This window comes from Halobellus inordinatus, assembly GCF_024464655.1.
Taxonomy (GTDB): Archaea; Halobacteriota; Halobacteria; order Halobacteriales; family Haloferacaceae; genus Haloquadratum; species Haloquadratum inordinatus.
This window is the reverse complement of record NZ_JANHAV010000004.1, coordinates 228,722-244,238: the sequence shown is the minus strand read 5'-3', so window position 1 is coordinate 244,238 and position 15,517 is coordinate 228,722. Positions and strand designations below refer to the sequence as shown.

Sequence of the window (15,517 nt, the reverse complement as noted above, 5' to 3'; positions counted from 1 at the left end):
TCACCAAGCGTGATATAGTAGCGTTTGCAACTGATTACACAGCCAATCGCACGACTGCGTGCGATTCGGTGCGTGAAGACGTGCAAACGCTACTATAGCTATGCACGCTGTATGCAGCACGCATCATAGCGTAGGAGGGCGAAAATCCCCCCGAACGAGGAACGAGCCGATCGCTCAGATGCAGTTTTCATCCTCCCGGATTTTTATACGCACATTGACCGAATCAACGTAGTATGCCCTCCATCATACGACGAAAAACCCTGGCACCGCTCACAGAGAGTGTTGCACTCGGAGCGATTGGCGGTGTCACAGCACGTTCGACACGCAACGGTGCTCGATCTGCGCGTGGCCAGTCAAACGGAGACTGTTCAGGATGACCTCGAAATACCAACGCGGCTTCGACATCACTCGTGACAGTCTCCGCATCTTCACCCAGCGGCCGACGCTCCTGGTCCTTCCGGCCTTGAGTCTTCTCGCGGTCGGGAGTGCCTTCGCCGTCCTCGGAGCAATCGTCTTCCAGCAGGGACTCGTCGGGTCGCTGCTCACCAACGACCTCTACAAGTACGGCGTGTTGTTCTGTGCGATTGCGATCTCCTCGAGCGTGGCGACGTTTTTCAACGCCGCAGTGGTGCACTGCGCAGCGCAACTGTTCGATGGGAACCCCACATCTGTGCGGGAAGGCCTCGCTGCGGCGTGGCGCGCTCGCCGGCAGATCGCCCTGTGGGCAGTCGTCGCCGCGACGCTCGGCACGGTCTTGTACATTCTCGACGAGAAGTTCGGCGTGGTCGGGAGCCTGACGCGGATGGTCTTCGATGTCGCGTGGGCGCTGCTGACGTTCTTCATCGTGCCGGTCATCGTCCTCGACGAGCGACGGAGTCTGCGTCGCCAACTTCGTCGGAGCGGGTCGCTCTTCAGAGACACGTGGGGCGAAAGCGTCTCCGCCACGCTCGGCGTGAGTTTCGTCTTCCTGATCGTTGCGCTGCCAGGTGTCGCCCTGGGTGCGGTCGGATACTTCGTTCTCGATGGCGTGGTCGGTGTGGGTGCGCTCGTCGGTGGTGGCGGAATCGTCGTCGCGGCAATCGTGGGCTCGCAGACGGCCGCTGCGGTTGTCCGGACGGCGCTGTACCGCTACGCAACCACGGGTGAACACGTCGGTCCGTTCGATGCTCGGGATCCGGACACGGTCTTCCCCGAGAGCTGACGATGCCAATTTACGACCGACAACCCCCTTCGAAGTACGAGATAATCGATCGGTGGGACGGCGGGATCAGCTGGTTCGCACACCCGAACGAGACCGGTCACCGGACGAGTCACGCCGTCGTCGGCACAGACGGTGGCGTGTGGGTCATCGACCCACTCGATGCCCCAGGGATCGACGAGGAGCTCGCAGCGCTTGGCGACATACGCGGCGTTCTCGTCTGTTCGAACTACCACGTCCGTGATGCGGACCGTTTCGCGACACGTCATAATGTCCCGGTGTACTGTCCCTCCTGGCTTTCCCGCGCAGTATCCAAACTCGATGCTCCAATCGATCCAGAGACGGGTGCGGTCGGTACCTCTGGGTTCGAGTTGCGTTGTTGCTGCCCGTTTCCGGGGTGGTCCGAAGCAGTTGCATATCGTGAATCCGACGAGACACTCTACGTCCCCGACGTACTCGGGACTGCACCGTTGTTCACAGTCGGTGCGGAGCAACTCGGGATGTACCTCCTGTGTCGATTCGTTCCTCCCCGAGCCGTGTTCGATGACCTCACTCCGCGCCGGATTCTCGTCGGACACGGGACTGGCATCTTCGAAAACGCCTCGATCGCTCTGAGGACGGCACTCGATGGGGCACGCCGACGGATGCCGGCGGCACTCCGTTCGAACGGATGGGGACAACTCCGAGCGCTCACAGCGGCACTAGTGGACTGATAACCTCCTACCCCGGGAAATATCGGATACAGGCCCTATTGTTGCTTAAATCTGGTTTTGATACTCCATTCGGTCTAATAGGTTACAACAGTATGTCTTAGACGATGGTACTGGTCTCCGCATTCAAAGATGGATTCGCCGCCCTCCAAGCAAATCCGATCCTGCTCGTCGCCGGCCTCCTCGTCGGGGGTGGGAGCCAACTCCAGAACGTTGAGCACCTGATCGACTCACCGTTGGTTTCCGCGGGTTCATCGCTCGCGTGGTTGATCGTCTTTCCATTCGTTCTCGGTGGCTTCATCGACACCGCCCGAGCTGCGATCGAAGGAACAGACACATCGGTCACTCAGTTTGTGACGGCAGCACAGACACATTACCTCCGGCTGCTACTCGGAACGGTGGTGTTCGTGCTTCTCGTCCTCGGAACCGCTATCGGACTCGGCTTCGTAGGATTCATACTCGGTATCGGGACTCTGGCACTCGCCGCGATTCACGAGATGGCCGCCTTCGCCGCAGGCGTCGGTTCGCTGCTCGTCTGGCTGTTGTCTATCCTCCTCGTCATTATGTTCGTGCAATTCTACGATGTTGCGATCGTTATCGAAGACCAGGGCGTCACGGATGCGTTCCGGAGGAGCGTTTCGCTCGTCCGCTCGAACCTCAAAAGCGTCGCCGGGTTCTCGCTGGTGTGGGTCATCCTGTTGAACGCCTTTTTTATCCCCGAGTACCTGCTCCAGTTGACGTTGACGGATGCCGGGCCTGCTGACGTATTACCGATCGACCCCGGTATTCCGGGAGCTGTCCTCCTTCTGATCGGAATCGTCCTGTCGGCGGTTGGCTTCGCGTACTTCTATACGGTGTACACGGCGTACTACCTGCGACTGATCGCTGCATCACCTGTCTCCATAGAGTCAGTATGACTGCCGACCGACAAATATGACTATCCGACAACAACTACGTACGATGGTATCAAGCGGCCGCTGATCAGAACAGATCTCGATCCACAGCAGTCAACAGCAACTATGTCACGACTCCTTCCGACACAAACGAACGCCGCCGTCAAACGAAGTGACAACCCCTCAGTCTTGAGCCTCGACGACGACGCGACACGAGACGTGATCGAAGCGTTGTCCTCCGAAACCGCCTACGAAATATTCCGGTTGCTCAACGAGACACCGGCGACTCCGTCGCGGATCGCTGACCAACTCGGCCAGAGCGTGCAGAACGTCCACTATCACTTGGAGAATCTCGAAGCAGCTGGAGTAATCGAAGTCACCGACACCTGCTATTCGGAGAAAGGCCGTGAGATGAGTGTGTACGTCGTTTCGGAGGATCCGACGCTCCTCTTCCTTGGCACTGAGGACGACCGGCCGAGCCTCAAACGCGCGTTCAAGGCCTTCGCGTCGCTACTTGGCCCTCCATCGGTCCTGCTCGCAGTCGGTGAATCCATCTCCCAATTCGTCACTGCGGAATGAGCGAACACACCGACTCAGCGGGCAGAAGCGCTTCTACCAGTGGCGACACAACCACGTGTGGCGTGGCACCGACAATCAAAGCCCGAGAAGATGTCGATGGCTGTGGTTGTCTCGAATGCCGCAACATTGAGACAACCACCACCAATCGGACCGTCCTCGACGCGCTCGTTTGGTCGGTTCGCCTGTTTCGGTCCTACCCGTCGATCCTCGCCTTCGCTGGCGTGATTATTTTCACCAATCGACTTCTCGAGATCGACAGTATCACTGTGCTACCGACGCCAGCAATCGGCGTCATCGAGGCTGTGACGGCGTTCGCGTTTATCATTTCGATTCGCGCCTACGTGGGAACGATCGTTGCTGGAGAATTGACCGGCGAGCCCGTCACGATACGTGAGGGACTACGGCGAAGCATCGTTCGAACCCCGGCGTTAGTCGGCGTCATCATTGTCATCGTATTCGTCGTGATGACGGTTCCGTTCTTCGTGTCATTTCCACTCTTCCTTCTGGTCGGCGTGACCCCGGCCACGCCGGTGGAGATGGTTAGTTTCCCTGTCGCTGCAGCAGTCGGTGGGGTTATTTTTGCCGTGCCGTTTCTCTTTCTCCTCTTCAAATTTTGGTTCGCGCCCGAGGCGTGCGTTATCGGCCAGTACGGGCCTATCGAATCACTTTGGGTGAGTTGGCGCATCACAACGAACTACCGTCGAAAAATCTTGCTTATCGCCGTAATCGCTATTGGCAGTGCACTCAGCCTGTATTTGCCAGCAGCTTTCCCCGAGACCGGTACGAGACTAGCACTCGTATCGCCCGTTTTGGATATAATCTCATCAAGCGTCAGTGAACTGCTTTCAGTCGTGTGGGCAAGCGCGTACGCACACATCTACGTCCAAGGGATCGTGTCATAATTCCGCGTGTGTTGTAGTGGGGTTCTGCTCAGCGTTACGCCTGCCTCGATGCCTCGTCAGTTCCCGATCGCATCTCGAAGTACCCCCACATATGGCGAAGTCCGGTACCGATCAAGAACCCCGTCACTCCCAGTGGGAGACCGATCACCACAGCGATCATCAGACCGATGGCTGTCGCGTCGGGGATTCCGACTGTGCCATAGTACTCCGCCGTGAGCCCGTAACGCGCGAACCCGATACCGAATGTCGGTGCCATCGCGAGGGCAGTGGCTGGAATCAATCCCGAATTGAAGCCCGTGAACAGAGTAGCAACAGCGACGATTGCGGCGACGCTGACGAAGACGAGCGGTTCCGGATTCGCCCCCGTCCAGGTGCCGACGGCCATCGACTCGATTTGCCGGTAACTGGTGGTGGTCACGACCCACCACTCGGTTCCAAAGGCAAGGAAGGGCGCACTCAGGAGGGCCGCAACCGAGATATCCTGTCGAACCCCGAAGAGACCTTTTGTTGCGCGTTCCAGCACGTGTCTCGTTCTCTCGGCTCCGAGAGCGGCGCTGAAGTAGCCCCACAGAGCGCCCGTTACTGAGCCAGCCCAGCGTCCCCCCTCTCGAATTGTGTCTCTGGTCTGTCCCACTACCCACGAGCAACCGCTGTATATCCAGGCAAACAGGGCGAACAGGTAGCGCAAGATTGCTCGCAAGCTATTACGAGCAGTGGTTCCGTCGAATTCTATCTGCATAGTGCATAATGAAGGTGGTATCTTCATCAAAGAAGGGATAACTATAATGATCATCGTAGTCTGACGATTCACCCGCCTTCGGCTTCGTACGTCCGCCTGCGTAGCTCAGGGCGGTGTTCGTCGTACCGACGCTGGGAGTCGTCGCCACCGTCCGCGCGGTCAGATAGTCGTTCATCCGTGTAGCGGTGACATTCTATAGTAGCGTTTGCTCACCCAACCGCACGTAGTCGCACGATCGGTTGTATAATCGGTTGCAAACGCTACAATAGGATGCCCCTATACGAGCATAGTTCGGCCGGTCGCTACTCGTGGAGTTCAGTTATTCGATCGCTGACGGCGATATCGTCCCACGCGCGCCGAATAGTGGCTACTCATCTCGGAGATGAGTACGAAAACCGATCGATAATCCTACGGGTGGACCAGAGTCAGGGAATATACCCATTTGTGAAATAGTGTTCAATAGATTTACAACCATCCCCGCTATTGGTTCAATTGCGGGTGGGTCAGAGGCACAACCGGTTATTTACACCACCCCACTTTCCCTTCCAGCAGTACTCCACGTCTGAACACCGTTGGCTTATCGGTAGACTCTCCTTTTTGTCCCCGTGAGCCACTCACTTGCCGTGGTGCCGTCCCTCCGAGTTCACAACTGGTTCTGAGGGAGGGTTACGGCGTCTATAATTATACGATTCCGACACGAGTATTCTCGGAGGTCAGACCGGATATGACACTCCTCGATGGAAAGACCGCGGTGGTCACCGGTGGTAGCTCTGGGATCGGGCGTGGAATCGCACGTGGGTTCGCCGAACACGGCGCGGGTGCGGTCGTGGTCGCCGACGTTCGTGAGGACCCGAAAGAGAGTGGGCCGCCGACGCACGAACTGCTGGCAGACGAGACCGACGCGGCCGCGACGTTCGTGGAGTGCGACGTCACGAACACCGACGACCTCGAGGCCGCTGCCGATGCAGCCGCGGAGTTCGGCGGTCTCGACATATGGGTGAACAACGCCGGTATTTGGCACGCCGAGGATTTTCTTGACGTGACTGAGGCGGAGTACCAGCAGCTGATGGATATCAACACGAAGGGGGCGTACTTTGGGTCCCAGGTCGCTGCAGCACGACTCCGCGACCGTGGAAGTGGCTCCATCATCAACATCTCGAGTATTGCGGGGCTGTTCGGGAACGGAAACTGGCCCACGTACGCCACGTCCAAGGGCGGGTTGACGTTGCTGACGTATTCACTCGCGCACGAACTCGGCGAGCACGGAATCCGTGTCAACGCCATCCATCCCGGCGCTATCCAGACGATGATCGGTGGGGAACAGACAGATCCGGAAGCGGCGGCGGGGGCCGAGCAGTTCACCCAGATGGTACCTCTCGGCCGGTACGGCCAGCCCGAAGATGTCGCCGGTGCGGCGGTCTTCCTCGCGAGCGATCTGGCAGGGTACGTGACCGGTGAATCCCTCGTCGTCGATGGCGGGTGGACGAGCTGGCGATGAGTGACTCAGCTCAGAGCCGCGGATGGGCAGCCGCCGCTCGCACGGGTTGCGGCCGATGAAGGTCGGTGTCCCGGGAGAGACGGTCACGGGCGAGACCCGCGTCGCGCTCGTTCCACCGGTTGCGCGCAAGCTTGTCGATCGTGGCATCGAGGTCCTCGTTGCCGAAGGTGCCGGAGCGGGGAGCAACTGGAGCGACGACGAGTACGCGGCGGTCGGCTGTGAAGTGCTCGCCGACCGGACAGCAGTGTTCGAGCGTGCTGAGGTCATCCTTCAGGTCCGTGGCCTCGGTAGCCGTCGCGACGGCGAGCTGGACCCGTACCGCGAAGGACAGACAGTTATCGGGATGCTCGGGCCGTACGCCGTCGACGACGCGATACTCGAGGTGCTCGCCGAAAGACAAATCACGCTGTTTTCGCTCGAACTCCTCCCTCGGACGGGTCGGGCCCAGGCGATGGACGTGCTCACGTCGATGGCGAGTCTCGGTGGGTACAAGGCAGCTGTTATGGCGGCGAACGAAGTGCCAAAGCTCTTTCCGATGCAGATGACTGCAGCGGGGACTATCTCGCCCGCCTCGGTTTTCGTCGTCGGTGCGGGTGTCGCGGGGTTACAGGCGATCGCGACCGCAAAACGTCTCGGCGCTCGGGTCCGAGCCTACGACATCAGACCCGCCGTCAAAGAGGAGGTCGAGAGTCTCGGGGCGGAGTTCGTAGCGCTTGATCTCGAAACGTCTGATTCCGCCACTGCGGGCGGATACGCCCGAGAACAGGACCCTGAGTTCTACCGGAAGCAACGCGAAGCGATGACTAGCGCGGTCGGCGCGGCGGACGTCGTCATCACCTCGGCGGCGGTCCCGGGTCGGCCCGCCCCGACGCTCGTGACCGAGCCGATGCTCGATGGGATGGCGCCTGGCTCCGTCGTCGTCGACCTCGCGGCCGAAGGCGGGGGGAATTGCGAGCCGACACGTTCCGACGAGACGGTCGAATACGGTGACGTCACTATCTTCGGGCCGACGAACCTCCCGAGTGCCGTCCCTCAGACAGCCAGTCGACTCTTCGCGAACAACGTCACCAACTTCTTGGATCACGTTCTCCGGGAGGGAACTATCGCCACCGACACGACAGACGAAATAATCGACGCCACGCTCCTCACCCACGAGGGCGCGGTCCGTTCCCCACACCGTCGCAGTGAGCCGAACTCGCCGTCGAGTCCTGCCGACACAGACAGTACCGATGCCAGTGACGGCACCGACCAAGAGCCAATTGACGGAGAAACCGATGCCTGAAACACGGGAGTGGTGGTGAATGGGGGTCGTCGAGAATCTGACGCTGTTCGTCCTCGCCGCGTTCGTCGGCTACGAGGTGATCACGAAGATCCCGGCCACGCTGCATACGCCGCTCATCTCGGGGACGAACGCCATCTCCGGCATCACGCTCATTGGCTCGGTCGTCGTCGCGGGAGCGGGCCAGTCGACGCTCGCGACGGTGTTGGGCTTTCTCGCCGTCGTGATGGCGACGACGAACGTCGTCGGCGGCTACCTAGTGAGCCACCGGATGCTCCGACGCTTCCGAGGCCGGGAGGACTGACCTGTGCCGGGAATCGCGGCCGGGCTCCCGCCGGCGGCCCTCTCGCTCGCATACCTCGCCGCTGCGGTCCTGTTCATCCACGGGCTCCGACAGCTGACACACCCCCGGACAGCACGCCGGGGGAATATATTCTCGGCGGCCGGGATGGTCGTCGCAGTCGGTGTCACCGTCCTCTGGTTCGAGATCATCTCACCGATAGTTCTGTTCGCCGGCCTTCTAGTCGGCGCGGCGATCGGCAGCTGGCTCGCGGTCACTGTCGACACGACGGATATGCCCCAGCTCGTCGGCCTGTTCAACGGCTTCGGCGGGGGCGCCTCCGCACTCGTGGCCGGTGCGGAACTCGTCGACCTCTTTGGGCCGTCGGGGCCGACAGTAGCCCCAGTCGAGACGACGACGGCAGCGGCCGCCACCGGGCTCATCGGCGGTGTCACGTTCTGGGGCAGTCTCGTGGCTGCCGGGAAGCTCCAGGGATACGTCGAGGACCCCATCCACTACCCGGGTGAGAATACACTCAAGGCCGCCTTCTTCGGCCTCGCCGTCCTTGCGGGCGTGGCGCTCGTCACGCAGATTGAGATAAGCGTGCTTTCGGCAGCAACGTGGGTACCATCGTACTGGGTGTTGGTCGCAGCCGCGTCGATACTGGGCATCCTGCTGGTCGTCCCCATCGGCGGTGCGGATATGCCGGTCGTTATCGCGCTGTTGAACGCCTGCTCCGGGCTGGCAGCCGCTGCGACCGGGTTTGCGCTCGACAACAGCGTCCTCATCGTCGCCGGGACACTCGTCGGCGCCTCCGGTCTGATTCTCACATTCATTATGTGCGAATCGATGAACCGGACGCTCACGAACGTCCTTTTCGGCGGGTACAGCGCCGATGAGCCAAGTGGCGACGTCGCGGATATCTACACGGGGAACGTGATGTCGACCTCACCCGAGGAGGTGGCGATGTTGCTCGACGTCGCCCGACGCGTGGTCATCGTCCCCGGCTACGGGATGGCTGTTGGAAAGGCCCAGCACGCCGTCGCCGAACTCGCGGCGCTTCTGGAGGCGAACGATGTCGAAGTGATCTTCGGCGTCCACCCGGTGGCCGGTCGGATGCCCGGTCATATGAACGTCCTCCTCGCTGAGGCGAACGTCCCGTACGAACAGATGGCGGAACTGGAAGCGGTCAACCCGATGTTCTCCCAGACCGACGTCGTCATCGTTACAGGCGCAAACGACGTGGTGAATCCGAGTGCCCTCTCGGAGACGTCGAGTCCCATCGCGGGTATGCCTGTTCTCCACGTCTGGGACGCTCAGACGGTAATCGTGAACAAGCGCAGCCTCAGCCCCGGCTACGCTGGGATCCCGAACCCACTGTTCACGTACGACAACACGTATATGCTGTTCGGGGATGCGCGAGAGGCGATGCAGGCGCTCGTCACGGAGTACAAGGACACCCACAGGTGACGTTCACCTCGCCGCTTACGGCTCCGGTTTCGGGGTCGCTTCGAGGTCTTCGGTGTTTCGGAAAATCGACTACTGCACATATACTCCTATCTCGGTGGCTGTATCTGACTGAAGCGGTGCGGAGTAGGAACACGTGGTCGCACTGCCCGAGAACTCCGATGGACGAATCCGATTCCCAAGCTATCTTTAGGTCTCGTTGGCGAAAGCCACTTCGTGCATCGACGTGCCCTCCTCACGACACTCGTCCCTGCCCTTGCTGGGTGCTCACTCGCACCGAGCAGTCCCTCGACGGATCCTTACCCGACTAGTGGACCGAATGTCTTCGTTTCGTTCGACTGGAATCCCGATCAGTCAGCACTGACCGTGACGTTTGACCGCGGCAACCGTGTCACGGCCGAGAACACGAGTCGCTTGTCTGTCGTCACCCCCGACGCTGACGACACCGAGACCGTGTGGGTCGATCGCGATAGCACGGACTCGGCTGCGGCGTTCCCGCTTGCGCCGGGAGCGACACTGACTCACGAGATTCCTGAACCAGCGATGACCCGCATGGTCTGGGTCGCGCCCGAACGGAATACCTCGAGAGCGGTCGCCGTCTGGCGACCGGGGACAACCACACCGGAGGCGAGCGAATGAACCGCCGTACGTTGCTCGCCGGTGCAGGTACGGCGATCCTCGGCGCAGCTACGGGCTACGGCAGTCTTCGAGTCGCTGACGTTCGTCCCTACGACCCGGCGCTCCCAACAGGTGATGCGCCGCGCGAGCGCATCGTTGCGGCGGCTCGACACCGCCACGCCGTCGATCACCGGGCCACCACGAGGGTGCGAGTGCTGGAGGACTGGACCAGCGAGGCACCGTACGATCTCGACGTGCGCAGACAGTGGCACGAACACTCCCGACGACGGCACCTCCACACCTTGACGACGTTTGCAGCCCCGTTGACCCGGAATGACAGCATCGCGGACGAGGCGGACAGGGAGTTCGTCACGCCGCACCAGCTACTGTGGGCGCTGTTTCACTACAACCGGGTCTACAGCGACAGCTACGACCTCCCGTTGACTAACGTGCTGTACGTGACCGACGGGACGATGCTGTATGACTTCGATGCGCCGACGCCGGAAGACGGGCGGGTGCGCATCTCGAAAGGCGACAGCGGAACCGACGTCGTCGCCGACGACGATAACGCTGCCAGAGCGATCCGCGGCGATTTCGTCCGCCCGCACCGGACTGACTGGACGAAAACTGCGGAGAGAGATGGAACGGTCACGTACCGCGTTTCCGGACCGGACGCGTACGCACAGGTCGTTCCGCTCCCGTTCGCGCCCATTTCAGAATTCGGTGACTGCTGGATCGAAGTGACGCTGAACAGGGAGACGGGGCGGCTCCAGCGTATCGTCGACAACCGAGCCCTCGTCGTCGACCTCTGGGAGGGTGCGGTCGAGAAGTCGCTGACGTATCGCATCGAGACCGAGTTCGACCAGTACGGAGATGCAACCGCTCGCCGACCGATTGGGCCTGTCGACCGAAGTCTGGAATCGCGCGCGAAGGCGCTGCTCTTCGATTTGATGACCTACTGATTTCGGTTGCGCTTGCTACGGACTCCCTGCAGGGTTCGGGACGGCCAGATACGCTTATCTCCTCAGAGCGCCAATATGAGGTGATCAATATGGAAAAGAATGTCGGCGGTTACGATCGCACCGCTCGCCTCGTCCTCGGGCCAGTCCTTGGTATCATCTCGCTGGCTGCCCTTGCTGGGTATCTCAGCTTAGGGTTCGGTCCGCTCTCAACGGGAGTTGTCGCCGCGCTGTTCGGTGTACTCAGCCTCGTGTTCATCATCACCGGAGCCACCCAACAGTGCGTCCTCAACCGCGTGCTCGGGCTCAACACCTATCGACCCGAACGCTCGACTGACACCGACGAGCCTATTGAGTCGCGGAAGTCGATCTGAGGCCACGACTTCGACTCACACCAGGACGTCCAATTTTTCGCCGTGGGGAGCTCACTCAGCCACTCGGACGACCTGCTTCCCGATGTTGTCGCCAGAGAACAGCCCGAGGAACGCATCCGGTGCGTTCTCTAAGCCCTCAACGACTGATTCACGATGGTCGATTTCCCCGCTCGCCACCCACGCTGCGAGCTGTTCGGTCGCTTCCCCGAATCGAGTCGCGTAATCGCCGACGAGCAGGCCCTGGACTTTCGCGCGCGGTGCGATGAGCAGGGGCAGCTTTCGCGGTCCTGTCGGGACACTCTCGTCGTTGTAGTGCGCGATCTGTCCGCAGACGGCCACGCGAGCGTCGAGGTTCAGTTTCGTGAACACGGCGTCCGTGATCGGGCCACCGACGTTGTCGAAGTAGACGTCGACGCCTTCTGGTGCGGCGTCCTCCAGCGCGGCTCCGTAATCGTCGGTCTCTTTGTAGTTGATCGCGGCGTCGAACCCGAGATCGTCTGTGAGCCAGCGCGTCTTCTCGTCGGACCCGGCGAATCCGACGACGCGGCAGCCGTTCAGCTTCGCGATTTGTCCGACAACCGATCCAACTGCGCCGGCTGCCCCCGAGACGACGACGGTATCGCCGGGCTTGGGCTCGCCGACGTCGAGCAACCCGAAGTACGCCGTCCGACCCGGCATTCCGAGGACGCCGAGATAGGCCGGCAGGTCAGCGACCTCGGGGTCGACGGGGGCGACGTCACCCGTATCGAGCACGCTGTAGTCTGCCCACGTGCCCTCACCGGTCACGAAGTCGCCTTCGTCGAACTGTGCACTGTTGCTTTCGACGACTTCGCCGACGACACCGCCTTTGAGGACGTCTCCGACGTCCCACGGCTCCGCGTACGATTCGCTGTCGCGCATTCGGCCGCGCATATACGGGTCGACAGAGAGATACTCGACACGGACGAGCAGTTCACCGTCGCCCGGCTCTGGGACGTTTTCCTCTCTGAGCTCGAAGCAGTCCGCGTCTGGTTCACCTGCTGGTCGCTCTGCGAAGTACCAACTGCGGTTTGAATTTGCCACACCTCTGATTGACTCGTTGCATCAAAGAGACTTCGGAAGGCGGTAGGCACATCTGCTTAATTCGAGGAGTTGACATCACGTCGAGTGAAACAGAAAATGATACCCGTATGGAAACCAGCCTGGAGAATGTCCCGAAAGGGACAGATCCGAGCCCCACTACCTGGTTGCTCGGTATATTGCCGGGCTTGCATCCCGACACCACTGCTTTTGATAATCCTACTCCTTCCGAGCTCGGAACTTGCCCAGGCCACTCTATAGACGGGGTGAATTCGACAATGTCCTCTTTCACCTACCGTTCGATGGCATACCTGAATATTTCTCGAACCATTCACTTCCGCTTGCTTCGTGCTTCCCGTACACCGTTGCCATCTCGGACGAGATCTTCACAGTTTGGGCAGACACGAACCGTCTCCGCGTCTCCGGGGGCGAACACGTTCACGTAGCGCTGTGTGACGAACCCATCACAGTTGTTGCAGGTTGGCATATCTCGTGTTCTTGATGCGTCTAGTATAGGCTTTCTGCCCAGAAGTGGCTGAAAAACCCCTACGACTGCCGCCAGGACGCCACAGCACGTGCCCCGAGCGCACCGATAACAGTGCCGGCGACCAACGGCGTCGTCCAGTCTGGGAGTGTGGGTAGAGAAAGGACGTCCTCTGCTGTCGTTCCTGATGTAGGATCACCGCCGACCTTCGCCAACCAGGCTACTTCACCCGCGTGTCCATCGGTAGACGCTGCGCCACCGACGAGCAGGCCACCGTCTCCGAGGGGCTGAACAGCGAACCCCCCGGTCCCGGGCTCGGCCTGGTACTCCCAGACGACCTGTCCCTCGGCATCCACGCGAAGTAGCCACGCACCGCGAGCGTCGGCATCCGTGTCTGGCTCCGCCGCCCGCGTCCCCACGAGAACGTACCCGGTTTCGACCGACGCAATGCCGTGGTGCCAGTTCCATCCGTCCTGTGGGTAGGTCTGCTCCCAGCGTTTCTGTCCGTCGCTATCGAGCGCGACCAGCCAACCGACACCCCGATCGTCAGCACTGAAGCCACGGCGCCCGACGGCGACCACGCCTCCGTTCGGGGCGGGCGCTAGGTCTTCGATGCGGTCTCCCGCGTTGTGGTCGACGTGCCACTGCCAAGTGAGGCTCCCGCTGTTGGTGAGTTTGCCGATCCAGGCAACCTCCTGTCGACCACTGGGGGCAGGCGAATCGGCGCCTACTGGCCCGGTCGAGCCAGCAATGATGATACCCCCCGGGACGCTAGTTATCGCGTTGACGCTGCCCGCGCGCTCGCTGTGCCACGTCCAGCTACGAGTGCCGTGAGAGTCCAGGTGGGCTGCCCACAGTCGCTCGCCGTTCCCGACAGTCTCGTTGCCGGCGACGACGTATCCATCAGTCACGTTTGCTATTGCGGTCGCTCGTCCATCTGCTGCACTTGGCTGATAGGTGTGTGTCCACGTGACGTCGCCGTCTGCTCCGACGCGAAGAGCGTACGGATCAGCGTGTCTGGGTGCTAGGTGACTCGCTGTGAGGTTGGTACCGCCGGCGGCAACGATTCCATCGGCGTCGTCTCTCGATGGAGTCCCCGCGAGGAGTCTACTCTGTCCCGTCTCATCGAGGTGATGCCAGCGTGAACGGCCCGCTGCGTCCACGCGTCCAATCCAGCCGTGATAGTGGTCAGAACCACCAGCGAGGCCGACGAGTGCGACGCCGTTTGTCATCGGGACGATGTCACGAACGAGCGCACGCCCCTCATTCGTGACGGCCGTTGCTGGGGCGTAGGTGCGCGTCCAGGTACGTGTTGGAGCGGTGGTCGCGGCGGCTGAAGCAGTGGTCGTGTTGGCGAGGGGGACCGAACCGGCCACGCCGCCAACACCGAGGAGGAAGTCGCGTCTGGAGGGCATCTTCCCGTGATTGAGGAGCGAGAAATATATACGCTGTCCTCGGGGGCCATACAGCGGGTGTGGTCTTGGTTTGATCCGCTCTCAAATGTTATCTGTAAGTGGCCAGCATTATATACAATAGATACTCATCTACAAGTGACATATGAGCGGTGACCCTCCAATCGACACCGGCGGATTCGCTACCTCCGCCACGGTGATCGGTCTCGTTGTGATTCTTCTCGTCTCGGCCGTCGGCGGAGTGATGGCGTTCGAAGGCGTCAACGAAGGGAACGTAAAGGTCGTCAAGAACCAGGGTTCGGTTACGGGCAACATCCTCGAACCTGGCTGGCACTTCATCACTCCCATTATCGAAGGGACAGTTAGTATTCCAACACGACCGCAGACGTACACGATGAGTTCCCAGAGCGGCGAGGGAGACAATGCGAATCAGGACGACTCGGTGCGCGTTCTCACACAAGACGGCCTGCACGTCGATGTCGACGTGACTGTCCGCTACCGCGTCACCCCCCGTGACGCCCCCCGGTTCCACGAGGAGTACCGCGATCTCCCGACCGCAGAGACACGCCTCATCCGCCCCACCGTTCGCTCGGTCCTGCGGACGGAAGGTGGCAATATCGACGTCACGGACATCTATACTGGCGAGGGACAGACTCGCCTGAAGCTCGCCGTTGAAAAGGCGCTCAAGACGGAAACTGATGGAAGCGGTATCGTAATCGAGAGCGTCCAGATCCGAAACGTCCGGCTTCCGAGTGAGTACGCCAAGTCTATCGAACAGAAGAAGGTCAAACAACAGAAGATTGAGGAGGCGGAGTACGAGATCCAAGTCGCCGAGAAGAACAAACAACGCCAGGTGATCGAAGCTGAGGCCGAGGCCGAACAGATTCGAATCAAGGGTAAGGCCCTCCGGCAGAACCCCGAGGTCCTCGATCTGCGTTACATTGAGGCGCTGCGAGAGAACGACAACACCATCTATGTCCCAGCGGAGGGTGGCGTTGCCCTCACGCGTGATGTGACCGATGACGCCACGTCCACAAACGAGAGCACACGCTAACTGGATCTCCAG

At 60.8% G+C, this 15,517-nt stretch carries 16 protein-coding genes; 12 read left to right on the top strand and 4 right to left on the bottom strand.

Annotated elements, in window-relative coordinates; translation table 11 throughout:
• The first annotated feature begins 373 nt into the window (after positions 1-373).
• The 5 genes from NO347_RS09940 to NO347_RS09920 all read left to right on the top strand — a co-directional run bounded on the left by NO347_RS09940 (position 374) and on the right by NO347_RS09920 (position 4,282).
• A complete protein-coding gene (locus NO347_RS09940; protein WP_256289448.1) occupies positions 374-1,201 on the top strand; it encodes a DUF6159 family protein in 828 nt (275 codons plus the stop codon).
• A gap of 2 nt (positions 1,202-1,203) precedes the next feature.
• Positions 1,204-1,911 (top strand): MBL fold metallo-hydrolase, encoded by a 708-nt coding sequence (locus tag NO347_RS09935; protein WP_256289447.1) that lies wholly within the window; start codon positions 1,204-1,206, stop codon positions 1,909-1,911.
• Between the two features lie 104 nt (positions 1,912-2,015).
• A complete protein-coding gene (locus NO347_RS09930; protein ID WP_256289446.1) occupies positions 2,016-2,825 on the top strand; it encodes a DUF7847 domain-containing protein in 810 nt (269 codons plus the stop codon).
• 102 nt (positions 2,826-2,927) lie between these two features.
• Entirely contained in the window at positions 2,928-3,380 is a 453-nt protein-coding gene (locus NO347_RS09925) for an ArsR/SmtB family transcription factor (RefSeq protein WP_256289445.1), read from the top strand.
• Complete coding sequence (locus NO347_RS09920) at positions 3,377-4,282, top strand: DUF7847 domain-containing protein (RefSeq protein ID WP_256289444.1); 906 nt, start codon at positions 3,377-3,379, stop codon at positions 4,280-4,282. Before NO347_RS09925 ends, NO347_RS09920 begins: the two co-directional genes overlap by 4 nt.
• A gap of 34 nt (positions 4,283-4,316) precedes the next feature.
• Here NO347_RS09920 and NO347_RS17475 read toward each other — a convergent pair whose 3' ends face one another.
• The gene (locus tag NO347_RS17475) at positions 4,317-5,021 is read right to left on the bottom strand and encodes a DUF8071 domain-containing protein (protein ID WP_484494529.1); all 705 of its coding nucleotides are present in this window, start codon (positions 5,019-5,021) and stop codon (positions 4,317-4,319) included.
• A gap of 724 nt (positions 5,022-5,745) precedes the next feature.
• On the opposite strand from NO347_RS17475, the gene NO347_RS09910 reads away from it, so the two are divergent.
• The 6 genes from NO347_RS09910 (at position 5,746) to NO347_RS09885 (ending at position 11,496) form a co-directional block, all read left to right on the top strand.
• Positions 5,746-6,519 (top strand): glucose 1-dehydrogenase, encoded by a 774-nt coding sequence (locus NO347_RS09910; RefSeq protein WP_256289442.1) that lies wholly within the window; start codon positions 5,746-5,748, stop codon positions 6,517-6,519.
• Positions 6,520-6,574: 55 nt separating this feature from the next.
• Positions 6,575-7,801, top strand: coding sequence for an NAD(P) transhydrogenase subunit alpha (locus NO347_RS09905; RefSeq protein WP_256289441.1), 1,227 nt, complete (start codon positions 6,575-6,577; stop codon positions 7,799-7,801).
• Between the two features lie 19 nt (positions 7,802-7,820).
• A complete protein-coding gene (locus tag NO347_RS09900; RefSeq protein ID WP_256289440.1) occupies positions 7,821-8,102 on the top strand; it encodes an NAD(P) transhydrogenase subunit alpha part 2 in 282 nt (93 codons plus the stop codon).
• A 3-nt stretch (positions 8,103-8,105) separates the two neighbouring features.
• The gene (locus NO347_RS09895; protein ID WP_256289439.1) at positions 8,106-9,548 is read left to right on the top strand and encodes an NAD(P)(+) transhydrogenase (Re/Si-specific) subunit beta; all 1,443 of its coding nucleotides are present in this window, start codon (positions 8,106-8,108) and stop codon (positions 9,546-9,548) included.
• A gap of 632 nt (positions 9,549-10,180) precedes the next feature.
• Positions 10,181-11,125, top strand: coding sequence for a hypothetical protein (locus NO347_RS09890; RefSeq protein WP_256289438.1), 945 nt, complete (start codon positions 10,181-10,183; stop codon positions 11,123-11,125).
• Between the two features lie 89 nt (positions 11,126-11,214).
• Positions 11,215-11,496 carry a YgaP family membrane protein gene (locus NO347_RS09885; RefSeq protein WP_121570563.1) on the top strand — a complete coding sequence of 94 codons (282 nt, stop codon included), beginning with the start codon at positions 11,215-11,217 and terminating at the stop codon, positions 11,494-11,496.
• Between the two features lie 51 nt (positions 11,497-11,547).
• Here the strand turns inward: NO347_RS09885 and NO347_RS09880 are convergent, their stop codons facing one another.
• The 3 genes from NO347_RS09880 to NO347_RS09875 form a co-directional block, all read right to left on the bottom strand.
• The gene (locus tag NO347_RS09880) at positions 11,548-12,558 is read right to left on the bottom strand and encodes an NADP-dependent oxidoreductase (RefSeq protein WP_256289437.1); all 1,011 of its coding nucleotides are present in this window, start codon (positions 12,556-12,558) and stop codon (positions 11,548-11,550) included.
• Between the two features lie 328 nt (positions 12,559-12,886).
• The gene (locus tag NO347_RS17385; protein WP_199723101.1) at positions 12,887-13,042 is read right to left on the bottom strand and encodes a DUF7563 family protein; all 156 of its coding nucleotides are present in this window, start codon (positions 13,040-13,042) and stop codon (positions 12,887-12,889) included.
• Between the two features lie 59 nt (positions 13,043-13,101).
• Positions 13,102-14,454: a hypothetical protein gene (locus NO347_RS09875; RefSeq protein WP_256289436.1), complete on the bottom strand. Its 1,353-nt coding sequence runs from the start codon at positions 14,452-14,454 to the stop codon at positions 13,102-13,104.
• Between the two features lie 142 nt (positions 14,455-14,596).
• On the opposite strand from NO347_RS09875, the gene NO347_RS09870 reads away from it, so the two are divergent.
• Positions 14,597-15,505 carry a prohibitin family protein gene (locus NO347_RS09870; protein WP_256289435.1) on the top strand — a complete coding sequence of 303 codons (909 nt, stop codon included), beginning with the start codon at positions 14,597-14,599 and terminating at the stop codon, positions 15,503-15,505.
• Positions 15,506-15,517 lie beyond the last annotated feature (12 nt).

Excerpts from the sequence above, each read along its gene's own strand:
- NO347_RS09875 (WP_256289436.1), bottom strand. The coding sequence starts at position 14,454 with ATGCCCTCCAGACGCGACTTCCTCCTCGGTGTTGGCGGCGTGGCCGGT.
- NO347_RS09905 (WP_256289441.1), top strand. The coding sequence starts at position 6,575 with ATGAAGGTCGGTGTCCCGGGAGAGACGGTCACGGGCGAGACCCGCGTC.
- NO347_RS09885 (WP_121570563.1), top strand. The coding sequence starts at position 11,215 with ATGGAAAAGAATGTCGGCGGTTACGATCGCACCGCTCGCCTCGTCCTC.
- NO347_RS09910 (WP_256289442.1), top strand. The coding sequence starts at position 5,746 with ATGACACTCCTCGATGGAAAGACCGCGGTGGTCACCGGTGGTAGCTCT.
- NO347_RS09940 (WP_256289448.1), top strand. The coding sequence starts at position 374 with ATGACCTCGAAATACCAACGCGGCTTCGACATCACTCGTGACAGTCTC.
- NO347_RS09935 (WP_256289447.1), top strand. The coding sequence starts at position 1,204 with ATGCCAATTTACGACCGACAACCCCCTTCGAAGTACGAGATAATCGAT.
- NO347_RS17475 (WP_484494529.1), bottom strand. The coding sequence starts at position 5,021 with ATGCAGATAGAATTCGACGGAACCACTGCTCGTAATAGCTTGCGAGCA.
- NO347_RS09900 (WP_256289440.1), top strand. The coding sequence starts at position 7,821 with ATGGGGGTCGTCGAGAATCTGACGCTGTTCGTCCTCGCCGCGTTCGTC.
- NO347_RS09920 (WP_256289444.1), top strand. The coding sequence starts at position 3,377 with ATGAGCGAACACACCGACTCAGCGGGCAGAAGCGCTTCTACCAGTGGC.
- NO347_RS17385 (WP_199723101.1), bottom strand. The coding sequence starts at position 13,042 with ATGCCAACCTGCAACAACTGTGATGGGTTCGTCACACAGCGCTACGTG.
- NO347_RS09890 (WP_256289438.1), top strand. The coding sequence starts at position 10,181 with ATGAACCGCCGTACGTTGCTCGCCGGTGCAGGTACGGCGATCCTCGGC.
- NO347_RS09870 (WP_256289435.1), top strand. The coding sequence starts at position 14,597 with ATGAGCGGTGACCCTCCAATCGACACCGGCGGATTCGCTACCTCCGCC.
- NO347_RS09925 (WP_256289445.1), top strand. The coding sequence starts at position 2,928 with ATGTCACGACTCCTTCCGACACAAACGAACGCCGCCGTCAAACGAAGT.
- NO347_RS09930 (WP_256289446.1), top strand. The coding sequence starts at position 2,016 with ATGGTACTGGTCTCCGCATTCAAAGATGGATTCGCCGCCCTCCAAGCA.